The organism is Anaerosporobacter sp., from assembly GCF_031551385.1.
Classification (GTDB): Bacteria; Bacillota; Clostridia; order Lachnospirales; family Lachnospiraceae; genus Anaerosporobacter.
In genome coordinates, this window is sequence record NZ_JAVBNS010000009.1 from 113963 (window position 1) to 128965 (window position 15003).

The following is a 15003-nucleotide window of genomic DNA, read 5'->3' on the forward strand; positions in this document are numbered from 1 at the left end:
CATGAGGAAATATGCAAAGAAACGTGAAGTATCTTCCTACAGTAAAAATACTCGAAAGCACATAGAATAAGGCTTTACGAGCATTTAAGAAAATATAAAAAGATAATTAGAAATTTATACTTTGTTTATCTAAAAAATATAGAAGAATTTTGTTTTATTACAGGAAGTCCACTTTCCTTTTGGGCAAGCAAAGCTGCTGTAAATTCATTTCAAGATGGTAAATCTCTAGCTGACATGTGTAGCCCTAAAGTTGGATTACAAACAGGTGATGTAGATTTATTTGTAAGAAAATGGTTTGAATGTTCAACTGAAAACTTATGTTTAAATAATGTGATTATGAAAGAAAAAAGTGTATGGTTTCCATATAATAATGGTGGAGAATTTAGAAAATGGTACGGGAACAATGACGAGGTAGTTAACTGGAAGGATGATGGGATTTACGTGATTAACCATATTAATAAGGCTGGAAAAAAGGGAGCCAGGCCACAAAATAGAGATTACTATTTTAGAAATGGTGCTACTTGGTCTGCAATATCAAGTAGTTCATTTTCTGTCAGATTATTTCCAAAAGGTTTTTTGTTTTCGAATGCTGGAATGGCTATTTTTGCAGAAAGAGCAGTTTTATATTATATAGTTGGGTTCTTAAATTCTAAGCTTGCACAAAAATACTTAGGTTTTTTTAACGAAGGGTTGAATTATAATCAAGGAGATATATCCAAGCTTCCGATCATATTATCAGAGAAATATATTTCTGACACAATTGATTTAGTTGCTAATAGTGAAGTGATTTCTAAAATGGATTGGAATGCTTTCGAATCATCCTGGGAATTTACAAAACACCCATTTATAGATTCATCAAATTTAAAAAATGCATTTGAAAAGTGGAAAAGAGAATGTGAAAAACGCTTTTGTCAACTCAAAAAAAACGAAGAAGAAATAAATCGTATATTTATTGATATTTATGGCTTGCAGAACGAATTAGGTCCAGAAGTAGAAGATAAAGATATAACAATTTATCAAGCTGACTTACAAAAGGATATAAAGAGTTTTATATCTTATGCAGTAGGTTGTATGTTTGGGCGATATTCACTTAATGTTGAAGGACTCATATATGCAGGAGGTGAATGGGACGATGGCAAATATGGTGATTTTGTTCCAGATAAAGATAATGTTATTCCTATTTCTGACGAAGAGTACTTTGAGGATGACATACTGGGATTATTTGTTGAATTTGTAAAGATGGTCTATGGAAAAGAAACCTTGGAAGATAATCTTGCTTTTATTGCAAGTGCTCTTGGCAATAAAGGAAATACCTCAAGAGAAATTATCCGAAATTACTTTCTGAAGGACTTCTACAAGGATCATTTGAAAACATATCAAAAGCGTCCGATTTATTGGCTTTATGATAGTGGTAAAAATGATGGTTTTAAGGCGCTTGTTTATATGCACCGCTATACTGAGGATACAACAGGAATTGTTGTGTTGATTATTTGCATAAAATGCAAAAAATTTATATGAATGAAATAGAACGAATGCAGGAAATGGTTGATAATTCATCTAATTCTAAAGAAGTTGCTCAAGCAGAGAAGAGAAAAGAAAAGCTAGTTAAGCAATTAAAAGAAACAAAAGAATATGATGAAAAAATAGCCCATCTCGCACTTAGCCGGATTGACATTGATTTAGATGATGGTGTAAAAGTAAACTATGAGAAAGTACAGACGGGACAGGACGGAAAGAAACTTGATATTCTTGGGAAGATATAGGGGGTGATGAAATGGAAAAGAAAGTTGTATTATCAAGAATTGCATTATTGCTTGATACGAAATCTATCATCATAAAAAAGCATTGCTTAATTATTTTCCGGAAGATTTATCGCAAAATTATGAACAGATGGAAAGCTTTTTTGGCTTTATGCTTGAAAATAGAGGGGATTATTTTAAGGAACGTATCAAAGAACTAGAGAAAGAAGCAGAGCATTTACAGATGCAAAAACAAGAAATTAAAGAAATAATAACACTTAGTACAAGGATCTTCCAGAATACTCAGATTGTTGACGATATACATAATATTAACGAACAACTTAATATAGAATATTTGAGATTAGCTGATGTGAAAATGAAAATTGAAAAATATAATGAAATTAATGATTTGACCAAACAATCAAATGAAAAAGGTAAAGAAATTCTTGAAAAGACTATTGAGTATGAAGCCGAATATAATCAGTATAGTGAAAATATTGAAAATATTGAAACGCATTTCCAAAACCTTGTTCAAGCTGCATATGGTGAAGATGGAGTTCTAAATTACAGCTACGAGAATGACGTAAAGAAGAGATCAAGTACTGGACGTATAAAAATTTGCTGCCAAATTGCTGATGAGAATTCACATGGTCGTTTATATATGAAAATAAACATGTTTGACCTAGCCCTGTTTCTTAATCGAATTGATAATAATACAGGGTGTGATTTGTTAATTCACGATGGTTCTTATTGTAAGCCTAATCCAGGGGCAAAGGCTAAAGTTGTTAATTATGTAGATAACTATTTGAAAGACGCTGAGAAGGGGCAGTATTTTATCACAATAAATAAGTCCGAAGTGGAAGAAACGGATTTAGAAGATTTTCGAAAGAAGAAGATGATTGTAGCTGAATTTGATAGAGAGCATGGAGATGAGCACCGTTTCTTTGGCTGTAAGTATTAATGATTTATATGGAAAGTTGTAAATGTGCCTCAATCATTCAACACGAGATGCCGATGATGGCAAAGATTATGAGATAGAGTAAAAAAGTGGGAACTTCTTAATATAGTAATGCTTAAGTAAAGTTCCCTCTGTTTTTAATTTGAAAAGGTAAGGTTGACACGAAAAGTTATAAAATATATAATTTACTCAATATTAATGAAAGGACGTTGCACATGGAAGAGATAAATGACAATCTATATCATAAGATTATTCAATTATATCAAGAAACTTCTTCTGTAAAAGAAACAGCAAAGAAGTTAGGCACATATCCTATCAAGGTACGTCGTGTCCTTATTACTGAAGGTTTATGGAACAGCAATACAAGTGTTCAGATAGGTTCTCTATATGCAAGGGGATTATCTGTTGCTGAGATTGCAAAACAGCTTTTTATATCTGAAAAGAATGTTCAATCGTATCTTCCATATAGCAGAGGACAATATGGCGGAGACAATCGAAGTGATGAAGCTGTGCGAAGTGAAGTGTATCGTGAACGAATGCATGTAGCTGAAAGTTCACAAATAAAGAAGCTTAATCAAAATACTAATCAACATACTAATCAACATATGAATCCAGATAAAGAAATGGAGAATAATCGAATGGATAAATTAGATATATTAAAGGAACGTACCAGACAGTTGGCAGAAGATCGTCCTATCCCTTATGCCATAAGACTTCATTTAGAATTGGACATGGAAGACAAGGCATTGGGAACAAATGAATTAGGCATACTTGTACAATATGGAAAAATGACGACCAATATATCAAGAGATATCATTGTTCCGGGAGATATTACTCTACATGCACTTCATTATGCAATAAACAGAGCTTTCGGATGGCAGAATAGTCATTTGCACAGTTTTCATCCATATGAAGATGATTATAATATGATGATTAAATCAGGGAAACTTACAGATTGGGCTAAACTTGCAGGCATGTATTTCCGTTTTCCATGTGAAGATTATGAAGATATTTATTGGGATGATGATTATAAAGCTGGGATTAGTGTGAAAAACTGGATGAGGAAAAAATATACCGGACCATATTATTATGGAGGAACTAGAGAATATTTCTATAGGTGTCAGAAGGATGTAAAAGAGTTATATGAGTGGCAGCCTACCTTAGAAATAAGAAAATCATTCGGAGAATGGATGGATGAATGCAGAGAGCTTACTGAAAAAACAGGAGATAAGGACGCAAAAGCAAATATGATAAAACGCATTGCGCCAATTACAGAGGTGACAATTACAGAGCTTGCAGACAGCATTACTTTTGAAGGTGGCTTTGATGAACTAATAGAAAGACTTCCAATCTATGACATTTTACTTATGCCAGGAATGATACAAAACTTTGATTCTTGGGATTTTTCTAATAGACTAATACTGAAAAATTCAGAAAAGGAAGAGATATGTCTTGCTCCAGTCACATCACCTATTCTAAATGCAATCCGTTACTGGTACGATTATGGTGACGATTGGAATGTAAAAATAACTGCGACGGCATGTTATGAGACAAAGGAGAAGTATAAAGCATCTGGAAACCCAATAGAACCAATGGAAGAACACCGACCAGTATGCGTGGATGCAGATGCACTGCCAGTATGCGATGATATTGGTGGAATTTATGGATATTGTAATATGCTTGAAGTTCTTCACGGAGAAGATTTAGAAGAAAAAGAATCTATGAAAGAATGGGCTAGAGGTATGGGTTGGACTGGAAGAAAGACAAATCCTCCAAATATTTTATAGAAGAAAAACAGCCATGAAATCTGCAACTCATAGAGTTTATAAGACAGAGCTGACCAGAGAATATGATTCGTCTGGTCAAGCTTTCGTCATTCTTATAAATGCATTAGCAATCATGGGAATTATTACCCCCATAAGCTCCTAGATCCTCTTTTAAAAAATGAGACTTGGCTATTTGCAAATCATTAATACGGTAACCCTTTGTTTTTAGGATTGCAAATTTGAAATCAAGTAGAGCAGCAGGGACATTTAAAATGCTTGCTGTTTCAAAAAAGGTATATTCATTTAATGTTTCTAGAACGTTTTTGTCTTCGAGTAGAAGCTCAGCTGCAAATAGATTTGCTTCGTATTCCATAGGCTTATCAGCTCTTTTTTCCAATACTTCCAATTCCTGAAAGCCGGACATCATGGCAATCTCTTTGTGAAGCATACCGTGTCCTAGCTCGTGGGCAATCAGTATGGGACGAAATAGTTCCATGATATTCTCATCAATTACGATATTATTAATGCGTGATTGATAGAAGTAGTAGGCTTTCAGTCTCTGATGTAAATCTATATAGTGCAATTTATAGTCCAGGACTTCACAGATAACAAAGGGATCTCGGCTACCTGCTTTCTTGACCAGAGCATCTACCACATTAACAATGTAATCAATTGTCATTTGGTATCACTTCCTTCAAAAATATTTTGGCATTTTGCTATTATAACAGTAGCAAAAATACTGTCCTATTAAACGGACTCGTCAATTGGCGGCTTCGTTTTTTTCTTTCTGGAGAATTTTTCAGATGCTTCTTTCTTTGATGAAATATACACCTGCATTAATGATTGCATGAATATCTCTTTGGCATCATCATCAAGATCGCCACCAGCGAAAAGCGCTCCAGCACGGTCTAATACATCTTTTGCCTCTTTTGCACCCTTATAACCGAATTTGTCTTTGACAGTATCGAGAAAGTCTTCATTCTCAATATTTTTCTGCTTATCAGCTTCTTCATCATCTACCAGATAAGATACAGATACACTTAGCGCATCTGCCAGTTTCCTGATATTACTTTTTCTTGGGAGTGTATTTAGTTGTTCATAGGTATAGAGTGAACGCTCTGAAATACCTGTTATTGCCGCAAGCTCGGTCTGGGATAGATTTTTTAATAATCGAGCCTCTTTTACTTTTTCACCAAAAGTCATGTTACTACCTTCTTTCCAGGAAGAAAAATTTTATTTTTGTAACTTCCGATTAACTATTGACAAACTTCTTTTTGATGATATAATCATGTTTGTTAAGTAACTTCTGGTTAATCATATATCAGAACTTCCGAATTGTCAATAAAAAGTTCTGATTATATAATTGGTAACTTCTGAAAAGAAACGAGGTGATGAGAGATGGGTAAACGAGTCATATTGCATTCAGATATTAACGCATGTTATGCGGCAATAGAACATTTGCATCGTCCTGAGCTGAATGGAAAACCTTTGGCTGTAGGCGGAGACCCCGAAGCAAGACATGGAATAGTCTTAACCGCAGATTATATAGCTAAAAAATACGGTGTGAAAACAGGTATGGCACTTTGGCAGGCGAAGCAGGTTTGCCCAGAACTCAACATTGTTTCACCAAGAATGGATTTGTATTTGCGATTTTCCAGAATGGCTCATGAGATATATGGGGAATACACGGATCTACAAGAACCGTATGGAGTGGATGAATCATGGTTGGATGTGACCGCCAGTGGTTCATTAAAAGGTGATGGATACAAGATAGCAAAAGAAATTAGCAATCGTATGAAATCAGAATTAGGCATAACCGTTAGTATTGGAGTATCCTTTAATAAAATTTTTGCTAAACTTGGTTCTGATTATAAGAAACCAGATGCCATTACAACTATGTACGAAGATGAATTCAAAAGCAAAGCATGGGCACTTCCAGTATCTGATCTTTTATATGTAGGACGGAGTACCAATCAGAAGTTAGCACGATTTGGAATCAAGACTATTGGAGACTTAGCACAAACAGACGAACATTTATTAATGTCACATCTTGGCAAGATGGGTGGTATTCTCTGGGGATTTGCGAATGGCTATGATGACTCACCTGTAAAAATGGAACATACACATGCACCAATTAAATCTATTGGAAATAGCACTACTACTCAAAGAGATTTAGAGAATGATGAGGATGTAAAAATTATTCTTTACATTCTTGCAGAGAGTGTTGCAGCAAGACTTCGAGATAATGGATTTAAGTGCAGGGTGGTGGAAATCAGTGTCAGGGATAATGAACTTTATTCATTTACCAGACAGCATAAGATTGATCATGCCACGAATATTACTGGGGAGATTGCAACCGAAGCGTATCGAATATTCAAGGAAAATTACAACTGGCGAAAGCCAATCAGAAGCGTAGGAGTTCGAGGGGCAGATCTTGTCAACGACAATTACTGGGAACAGATGGATTTGTTTTCTAGTGTAGAGCAAAGAGAAAAACAGATGAAATTGGATGATGCAGTAGATACCATAAGACGACGATTTGGATTTTATAGTGTTCAAAGAGGTCTTATGTACCGTGATAAGAGTCTCTCTTCTGTGAATGCAAAAGAGGATCATACGACTCATCCAATCGGATATTTTGGCTAAAAGGAGGTATTTAAGTATGGCTTATATGAGATACGATTTAAACGATAAACAGAATAAAATCTATGACTTTTTATGTGATTTTCTTAAGGCGCATGGTTTTCCGCCAACTGTAAGAGAAATTGCAGAAATGGCGGGACTTGCTTCAGCATCTAGTGCACATCATTATTTGAAGCAATTAGAAGAAAAGGGATATATCCGCCGAGTAGAAGGAAGTCCAAGAGCAATTGAAATAATGTGAGGAGGTGGTTGTAGCATGGAGAGTGTAAAGGTATATGTGGATGTTACTGCTGAGTTTTCAAAAGAAGGAGTATTAACACCAAAAAGTTTTATATGGAAAGATGGCAAAGTATATGAGATTCAGCGTGTAAAAGATATGCGTCGAGCTGCCAGCATGAAGGCAGGTGGTGTAGGAATGAGATATACATGTGTTGTTGATGGTAGAGAAAGTTATCTTTATTATGAGGACAACAATCTCTGGTTTGTAGAAGGGAAAGCCGGAGCCTGATTATGTGTGGTGACATGTAATCAGTTGGCTTCGAAGATCAGCATATGGTTGGGGCATATTAGACAGGTATGTAACGGAACTCCCACCAGATAAGCTTGCAAAGGTGATTCCCTTTTCCTTTCAAGTACAAAATGTTACTGATGATTTTGTATTGTAAAGGAGCAGACTGAACGATGAGAGAATTAAAACAAATTGAATTTTATTGTAAGAAATGTAGAAAAAGTATGAAAATGGCATATTTACTTACGGGTAGTGACGATGCACCTGTTTTACCAGGAATGATTATCAGATGCCATACAAATAGATGTACTAGAGTAATGGTTCTGAAAAAGTATACAGAGGGAATGCTGATTGCCCAAGCAGATAATGACGGGAAAGTATATATCTAAAAGAATCAGATTACAGTTAACATCAGATATAGTAATTGCTATGTGACAAAGACAATTAAATGAAGGCCTCATGATATGGGAGACGTACTGAATTACGGCAAGGCTGATGCTTGCTAAGGCGGACTCACCGTGGACGCATGGGAAAGAAACCAGTTTAAGGACTGGACTTTCTCATGCGTCCTTTTTTGTTGCAAAAAATTTCATAGTAGTAGGAGTAATTTTCCATCCTTAAACGTTTATCGAGCCAAACAGACGAAAGGAAGGATTATTAATATGAAATATGAAGAGATTAGAGAATTTGATATAAATGTGCAGTGGGAGATTGGACAACGTATTCAGGAAGCGAGAATTGCAAAAGGAATAGCAGGAGTGGAAGTTGCTGCCTTTTTAGGAATAGGCAAAAATCAAATGTCTCGTATTGAAACTGGAAGAGCGAATTGTACCATACCGCAATTATATGTTTTGGCTCAGTTATTGGATTGTTCTGTGGAATACATTTTGTTCGGGAAGCAGAATTCATCTTCATATTCAAGTGAACAAGAGTTGTGTATAGAAGCTTTAGTAGCAAGTTTTAATAAAAAGTAGTCTTTAAAAGATGACAAATCTCAAAAGATAGGCTTCAGAGGAGGAACATGAAAATAAGATTCAAGTTATTATTTATACATGCTTATGAAAAGCATTAACACATGAGAGTGTAGCGCGCAAAGCTCTCCTAAAAAGAATAGGAGAACAAAATCATGAAGAACAAATTAATTAATCAGAACACGAAACAGAATTTCAACCAGAACATAAAAAAAGAGTTATTTCAGGAGCCAACTGGCAAAGGTGTTATATTCATCAAATCTCGTAAGTCTGATGATAAGATTCGCAATATGGTTTTCAACATACGCGCACATGCAGAAGAAAGAGATGTTGATATTGTAGACATCATTGTGGATGAGTCCAGTGGACTTGATGTTGATCGTAGTGAAGTGGATAGACTTTGGGACTGGATCGAAAATAGTCATGTTGGAATCATCTATTTGAAATCAATTTTTGATATCACAAGTGATGAAGATGATTTGGAAAAATTCTTCGCAAGGGCAGAGTACTATGGAATGATTTTAATAGATATGGAAGCGCATGTGGCATTTGTACCAGACACGGTTGAGGAGAATGCAGATTGAGTGGAAAGGTAGTGAACTGCTGGGGGTATCCCCTGGCAGTAAACAGATGTCAATTTATTAACGTTGAATATGGAACCATTGTTTATGACCAGTTTGGTCATTTCCTTGGAAAGTATGAAACGGAATCAGCAGCAGTAGAAGAAATTCGTGCGTTAGAAAAAGAACGCGCGAGGAACGGAGGTCTGATTAAAGATGAAATATGATGGATATACAGTTGGACCGAATCTTCGCCAGCTGAGAAAAGATAAAAAATTGTCACTGTACCAGGTAAGTGAAAAAACAGGATTAAGTCAATCGAGCATTACACAGGTAGAACAAGGTGGTAGAAATTTAAGTATGAAAAGCCTGTATTTACTCATGGATGTTTATGGGTGTGATGCTAATACGATATTGAGTATTAGTCGGGATTCAGATTTAGATTCAAATAAGGATTCGATTGACTCTCGTCTAAAAGAGCTTCCAGAGGAACAGCAGAAATATTTGAAACAGATATTTATATATATGTTAGATCAGGCAGCGATGCTTGCATCGTAGGAGGTAAAATTATGGGCATAAGAAATCCGAGAAAAAGGAAAAGGGAGTTTATAGCTCTTCTGTCTACAACGGGTTCTTTAATAGAAACAGAGAATAGAGAAGAAAAACAGGAACGTTACATTAGAAATTTTGTGAAAAACCAAGACATAGAAATTGTTGGAGTTGTTCGAAGGAATGGGTTGGGGCAGGCAGATTTGAACCGTCAGTTTGATAAGATAACACAACTGATCCGTCAAAAAAGAGCAGAAGGAGTCATAGTGGTAAATATGATGGCAATTTCAACAGACATTCCAGATGCATATTACAAAGTAGGAAAAATTATTGATGCAGGTGGCATTATTATGACTGTTGATGAAGGAAATCTAGGTATGGGAGTTAAAACATTAAGGAGGCTGAAGAAAGATGAACAAAAACTACAAAAAGAAATATAAGCAATATAAAAGAGGACAGGTTGTTTATGTAGATTTTGGATGGAAACCAGAAGGAGTGCAGTGCTTTATACGTCCGGCAGTAATTGTATCATCCAACCAAAGTAATCACAATAATGGTCCGCAGATAACAGTATGTCCATTGAGTTCAAAATTAAAGGATCTTGATGTACATGTGCAAATTCATCCTTTAGATGTAGGGGGATTACATTTGCAGAAGATATCAGACTTTATTCCGGAGGATATTCAGACTGTTCCAAAGTCATTCGTGAGAGGAAACATAGGAAATATTACGGTAGCATCAGGAGTAATGCATAAAATTGATCGAGCTTTAATTAAGCAGCTTGGGTTAGCGGATATCGTACAGAGAATGATAAGGGAGGCATTGGAACATGCAAAAAAAGATGAAAGATAAAAGATTTGTCAGATATGCAGAGGGCGCAGAAATGTATTCGATGAGTTTGTCTAAATTTCAGCAATTGGCAAAGGATGCACAGGCTTGCTATAAAGTGAATCAACTGGTGCTTGTAAATTTAGATATTATAGATGAATACTTAGAGACGTTTCATATAGTGGATGTTGACTTCTATAAATAGGAAGAAACAAGTATCGGACCAGATTATGCAGAAGGCGGGCATTAATCTGGTCCATTTAATAAGGATATAAAATAATAGGAAAGAGTTTGCAATATAGTGGTTGACTTTTGGTAAGACCAATATTATAATCAAGATAAGTTGTGAAGGAGGTAGAAAATGTCAAGAACTGGTAGACCGAAAGTAGATAAGCCGATAAATCGGAGCGTCACAGTTAAGTTTAAAGAAGAAGAATATCAGCTAATGATTGAATATACTCAAAGTCACAACATGTCCATATCGCAATTAATACGAATGGGTGTTGAAATGCAGATTATAAAGTCAACCCCGAAGTAGTGCAGGCTCTTTTCTCCAGAAAGGAGAAAGAATGGCTTGTAGAAAAGATGGAAAAGGAAGAGTTTTAAGAAAAGGAGAGCATTACCGAAAGACAGATGGTAGATACTCGTACATTTATACAGATCCACTAGGAAAGCAGCACACGATATATGCAAAATCATTGGTAACTCTTCGACAAAAAGAGGAGTCACTAATCAAAGATCAGATGGATGGGTTAAATGTATATGTAGCGGGTAACGCTGACGTGAACTTCCTGTTTGACAGATATATATCAACAAAGTCAGAATTAAGGAGTTCAACTTATTCAAATTATTTGTATACTTGGAATCATTTTATCCGTGATACCTTTGGAAAAAAGAAAGTCAAAGATGTAAAATATTCAGATGTATTGTTTTTTTACAGTGACTTGATTAATAAGCAGGGATTACAGATAAACACATTGGAAAATATCAATACAGTATTACGACCCTCATTTCAATTGGCAGTAAGAGATGACATTATTAGAAAGAATCCGATCGATGGAGCATACGCAGAGGTTAAGAAAAGAAATGGAGGTTCAAGGAAGAGAAAAAGAGCATTAACGGTACAGCAGCAGAGAGCATTTATAAATTATGTTGCAGAGAATCCATTCTTTTATAAGTGGTATCCGTTTTTTACTTTCTTGCTTGGTACTGGTTGTCGAATTGGAGAAGCGATTGGAATTCGCTGGGATGATGTTGATTTAGAAAAGCGTTTGATTGATATCAATCATAGCCTGACTTATTATCAGAGAGCAGATGATTCTTTTAAATGTGAGTTTCGTGTTTCTCAGCCAAAGACAGAAGCAGGTATAAGGACTATTCCGATGATGAAACAAGTGTATGATGTGCTCAAAGATGAATACGAACGTCAGGAAGTGGAAGGCTTTTGTGTGGCAAATGTTGATGGTATGACAAATTTTATATTTTCGAATAGATTTGAAACACCACACAATCCAGCAGCTGTTAATCGTGCAATTAAAAGAATTGTAGATGCTCATAATGCAGAGGAAGAAGTAAAGGCAAAGAAGGAAAAGAGAGAACCGGTTATGATACCAAGATTTTCTTGTCATATATTCCGCCATACATTTGCTTCAAGATTTTGCGAGAATGAAACTAATGTAAAAGTTATACAGGAAGTTATGGGGCATGCTGATGTGTCAACTACGATGAATATTTACGCAGAAGTAAATCAGGATGTTACAAGAGCTTCGTTAGAAAAGTTATCAAAGAACATGGATGTATTTTAGAAAAGAGTCCTCTATTAGAGAATTCTAAACAATTCTTTGACCAAAAAAATATCAAAAGACCAATACTTGACCAAAAAGCACCACAATTTGACCTGTTTATTAACACGTATCTACAGAGCTTTTGGGAAGAGTTTAAAGGAATATAAATGAATTTATATGGCTTACAGTTGGGAACAAAAAAATTCCCGACGATGAAGAACTTAGAGAAATAAAGCTAGTAAAATCAATGGTTTGCGAGCTATAAAGTTGTATGGTACGACAGAAGTACGACAAATTAGCCCGTATAATAGGATTAAAGTCGTGTCAGTTTGAATTTGTATTTTGTATTATTAAGGACATTTTTCTAAAAGAAAATTTTAGAGAGATGTCCTTTTTGCTGTGTGCAATGAGTCAAGATTAAAGAATACGGTAAGAATGACACTATGTGTGGCAGATGAGAAATATCAGAAATCAACAGTAAAAGTAATCGTATAAGCACGTACTATTTGGTATAATGTGCATATATATAAATCGAAAGAAGAGAAAGGTGCAGAACAGTGCTTTACATAGTAGACAACATTTTGAATTATTTAATATATCTATTTATTATTTATTTTGGATTTAAGGTACAGCCTAGAAAAAATAAAATTTTCTGTTGCATATCAGCGTTGGTTGTATTGAGTGCTGGTATTTTTAATATGTATTTTGAAACCAATTCTCCAATTGTGTACATGTTTTGGAGTCTTCTTTCTATATGCTTTTTTTTCGAGGAAGGCTTATTGCGTTTGGGTATATTAAGTTTAGCAATTATGTATTTTACAGGAATTATGGATACATTCAGTGTTATGCTCATACAGATTTTGCTTATAGGAGGAGGCGTTGAAGCCGGTATAACATGGTGGATGGAAATCGCGTATGTGATTTCATTTTTGGTGTATTTCTTGGTATATACAATGATTCTTAAAAAAAATGAAGTTTATTTGAATGATATAGAATGCAGATATAAGATTGCCATATTGGTGCAAAGTAGCATATTTCAAATGTTTTATAATTTTGTTTTTGCTTCTTTTGATGAGAATCATGAAATGTATGGCTGGGACGCATATGGTGTGTTTTTGGTTAGTGTTGTGGGAGCTATCTATGCTATTTTTTTAACGCTTAGCCTTGCCGTAAAAAATGTTCTTTCAAACAGACAGAATAAAGAACTCCAATTTTTTATGCATATGCAGAAAGAACAATATGACTACCAGTTACAACAGTCAGTGGCGATACGACGATTTAAACATGATTTAACAAATCATATAGGGGTTCTCAGAGCGTTAATGAGTCAGAAGAAGTTGGAAGAAGCCAGAGGATATATAGATACAATGTGGAATATTCAAGATGAGTTTGAATTAAAAATTCATACAGGAGATAGTTTCCTGGATGTTATCATGAATTACTATTTATATATAGCGACGAAGGAGAATATTAAATTCACTGTATCAGGAAAGGTAACAAGCATATCGTATATAGAGATGTTTGATATTACGACTTTGATGGGAAATGTGTTGCAGAATGCAATAGAAGCATCTAAAAAAACGAATGTCCCTAAAATCAGAGTTGAACTTATAGAACATAAAAATGAAATTTTTATTGCTGTAAGCAATAGTGTAGTTGAAAAGATGGATACAAACAATAATGTTTTAAAAACCTCGAAGCGGAATAAAAAGAATCATGGATTTGGTTTTAAAAATATTATTGCAACCATTGAAAAGTATCAGGGGGAATACTATATGGATTCTTTAGTGGAAAATGGAGAACCAATATTTAAAATAAGTATTGCTATCCCGAAGGAGATAAGGCAATGAAAATATGTGTTGTAGAAGATGAAGAAGTATGGCGAAATAAGATAGGGGAAATTATTGAAAAATACTGTGATGAAAAAAATATTTTATTTCAAATCCATTTGTGTAGTAATGGAAAAGATTTTATGAAAAATAAAGACGCAGACTTGGTATTTTTGGATATTGAACTTGCTGAAGGCGAAAATGGTTTTGGGATTGCTGAGAAGTTGATAGACACCGGAAAACAATGTAAGATATGTTTTCTAACTTCTCATACAGAATTAGCTCGCTGGGGATATAGAGTAAATGCGTTCAGATACATTGATAAAAAACATTTGGAGGAGATGACAGAAGCACTTGACTCTTTTGTTAAAACGAAAATACAAGAAAGAAACATTTTCTGTAATGACATTTTCGGTATATGTAGAAAAATAAAATTGGATACACTTCTGCTTATAGAAACAAGTGGAAGAAAATTGAGATACCTTATGGTGGAGGGCAATGAATGTTTTTGTGAAGGAAGTATATCTGAAATGTCAAAAAAATTAGAGCAATTCGGATTTTTTCAGATACAACGGTCATATATCGTTAATATGAAATATATTGAAAAAGTAGACAGCCGTAAGATTACTTTGTGTAATGGATTGGAGATAGCGATTGGAAGAACTCGTAGTAATGAGTTTAAAAAGGAGTTTTTCAAATGGAGAATGGTGTTTGATAATTGATTATGAGATATACTTTCTACGGTAGGCATGTGTAGTTTGTGCAAAAATTGTGTCGTTTGCACACAGGATGTTTCCGTGATGTTCTTTTTGTGATATAAAATAAAGCGTTCGGATAATTTGGGGTAAATTATCTGGAAAAAGTTTGT

Annotated in this window: 21 protein-coding genes; 19 read left to right on the plus strand and 2 right to left on the minus strand. The window is 34.8% G+C overall.

Translation table 11 applies throughout. The annotated features are described in order from the left end of the window. The first annotated feature begins 156 nt into the window (after nt 1-156). The 4 genes from pglX to RMR19_RS01695 all read left to right on the plus strand — a co-directional run bounded on the left by pglX (nt 157) and on the right by RMR19_RS01695 (nt 4484). Nucleotides 157-1518, plus strand: a complete 1362-nt coding sequence (pglX, locus tag RMR19_RS01680) for a BREX-1 system adenine-specific DNA-methyltransferase PglX (protein ID WP_242875498.1) — start codon at nt 157-159, stop codon at nt 1516-1518. After that, entirely contained in the window at nt 1515-1763 is a 249-nt protein-coding gene (locus RMR19_RS01685) for a hypothetical protein (RefSeq protein ID WP_139133526.1), read from the plus strand. The genes pglX and RMR19_RS01685 overlap by 4 nt, the downstream gene beginning before the upstream one ends. 148 nt (nt 1764-1911) lie before the next feature. Next, complete coding sequence (locus RMR19_RS01690; protein WP_073285177.1) at nt 1912-2700, plus strand: DUF2326 domain-containing protein; 789 nt, start codon at nt 1912-1914, stop codon at nt 2698-2700. A 212-nt stretch (nt 2701-2912) separates the two neighbouring features. After that, nucleotides 2913-4484: an IS1096 element passenger TnpR family protein gene (locus tag RMR19_RS01695; protein WP_073285172.1), complete on the plus strand. Its 1572-nt coding sequence runs from the start codon at nt 2913-2915 to the stop codon at nt 4482-4484. 103 nt (nt 4485-4587) lie between these two features. Here RMR19_RS01695 and RMR19_RS01700 read toward each other — a convergent pair whose 3' ends face one another. Both RMR19_RS01700 and RMR19_RS01705 read right to left on the minus strand, forming a co-directional pair. Then, the gene (locus RMR19_RS01700) at nt 4588-5142 is read right to left on the minus strand and encodes an ImmA/IrrE family metallo-endopeptidase (RefSeq protein WP_295679462.1); all 555 of its coding nucleotides are present in this window, start codon (nt 5140-5142) and stop codon (nt 4588-4590) included. Between the two features lie 68 nt (nt 5143-5210). Continuing rightward, the gene (locus RMR19_RS01705; protein ID WP_091236997.1) at nt 5211-5666 is read right to left on the minus strand and encodes a helix-turn-helix domain-containing protein; all 456 of its coding nucleotides are present in this window, start codon (nt 5664-5666) and stop codon (nt 5211-5213) included. 195 nt (nt 5667-5861) lie between these two features. Between RMR19_RS01705 and dinB the strand changes: the two genes are divergently transcribed. The 15 genes from dinB (at nt 5862) to RMR19_RS01780 (ending at nt 14857) form a co-directional block, all read left to right on the plus strand. Further along, nucleotides 5862-7109 carry a DNA polymerase IV gene (gene dinB, locus RMR19_RS01710; RefSeq protein ID WP_091236998.1) on the plus strand — a complete coding sequence of 416 codons (1248 nt, stop codon included), beginning with the start codon at nt 5862-5864 and terminating at the stop codon, nt 7107-7109. A gap of 16 nt (nt 7110-7125) precedes the next feature. Next, nucleotides 7126-7347 carry a LexA family protein gene (locus RMR19_RS01715; RefSeq protein WP_242875675.1) on the plus strand — a complete coding sequence of 74 codons (222 nt, stop codon included), beginning with the start codon at nt 7126-7128 and terminating at the stop codon, nt 7345-7347. Nucleotides 7348-7362: 15 nt separating this feature from the next. Then, complete coding sequence (locus tag RMR19_RS01720; protein ID WP_091236999.1) at nt 7363-7614, plus strand: hypothetical protein; 252 nt, start codon at nt 7363-7365, stop codon at nt 7612-7614. Nucleotides 7615-7787: 173 nt separating this feature from the next. Beyond that, nucleotides 7788-8003 carry a hypothetical protein gene (locus RMR19_RS01725; RefSeq protein WP_310601766.1) on the plus strand — a complete coding sequence of 72 codons (216 nt, stop codon included), beginning with the start codon at nt 7788-7790 and terminating at the stop codon, nt 8001-8003. Nucleotides 8004-8276: 273 nt separating this feature from the next. Beyond that, the gene (locus RMR19_RS01730) at nt 8277-8588 is read left to right on the plus strand and encodes a helix-turn-helix domain-containing protein (protein WP_310601767.1); all 312 of its coding nucleotides are present in this window, start codon (nt 8277-8279) and stop codon (nt 8586-8588) included. Nucleotides 8589-8740: 152 nt separating this feature from the next. Then, the gene (locus RMR19_RS01735) at nt 8741-9169 is read left to right on the plus strand and encodes a hypothetical protein (protein WP_310601768.1); all 429 of its coding nucleotides are present in this window, start codon (nt 8741-8743) and stop codon (nt 9167-9169) included. After that, nucleotides 9166-9372, plus strand: a complete 207-nt coding sequence (locus RMR19_RS01740) for a hypothetical protein (RefSeq protein ID WP_310601769.1) — start codon at nt 9166-9168, stop codon at nt 9370-9372. Before RMR19_RS01735 ends, RMR19_RS01740 begins: the two co-directional genes overlap by 4 nt. Further along, nucleotides 9362-9703, plus strand: coding sequence for a helix-turn-helix domain-containing protein (locus RMR19_RS01745; protein WP_310601770.1), 342 nt, complete (start codon nt 9362-9364; stop codon nt 9701-9703). Before RMR19_RS01740 ends, RMR19_RS01745 begins: the two co-directional genes overlap by 11 nt. A gap of 11 nt (nt 9704-9714) precedes the next feature. Beyond that, on the plus strand, nt 9715-10134 hold the full coding sequence (locus tag RMR19_RS01750) for a resolvase (protein ID WP_310601771.1): 420 nt from the start codon (nt 9715-9717) through the stop codon (nt 10132-10134). Beyond that, nucleotides 10106-10546, plus strand: a complete 441-nt coding sequence (locus RMR19_RS01755; RefSeq protein WP_310601772.1) for a type II toxin-antitoxin system PemK/MazF family toxin — start codon at nt 10106-10108, stop codon at nt 10544-10546. The genes RMR19_RS01750 and RMR19_RS01755 overlap by 29 nt, the downstream gene beginning before the upstream one ends. Continuing rightward, complete coding sequence (locus tag RMR19_RS01760) at nt 10524-10727, plus strand: DUF6462 family protein (RefSeq protein ID WP_073285119.1); 204 nt, start codon at nt 10524-10526, stop codon at nt 10725-10727. Before RMR19_RS01755 ends, RMR19_RS01760 begins: the two co-directional genes overlap by 23 nt. A 156-nt stretch (nt 10728-10883) precedes the next feature. Beyond that, nucleotides 10884-11060 carry a DUF6290 family protein gene (locus RMR19_RS01765; RefSeq protein WP_310601773.1) on the plus strand — a complete coding sequence of 59 codons (177 nt, stop codon included), beginning with the start codon at nt 10884-10886 and terminating at the stop codon, nt 11058-11060. A gap of 31 nt (nt 11061-11091) precedes the next feature. Further along, nucleotides 11092-12327 (plus strand): tyrosine-type recombinase/integrase, encoded by a 1236-nt coding sequence (locus tag RMR19_RS01770; protein ID WP_310601774.1) that lies wholly within the window; start codon nt 11092-11094, stop codon nt 12325-12327. A gap of 764 nt (nt 12328-13091) precedes the next feature. After that, on the plus strand, nt 13092-14156 hold the full coding sequence (locus RMR19_RS01775) for a sensor histidine kinase (protein WP_310601775.1): 1065 nt from the start codon (nt 13092-13094) through the stop codon (nt 14154-14156). Further along, complete coding sequence (locus RMR19_RS01780; protein WP_310601776.1) at nt 14153-14857, plus strand: LytR/AlgR family response regulator transcription factor; 705 nt, start codon at nt 14153-14155, stop codon at nt 14855-14857. Before RMR19_RS01775 ends, RMR19_RS01780 begins: the two co-directional genes overlap by 4 nt. Nucleotides 14858-15003 lie beyond the last annotated feature (146 nt).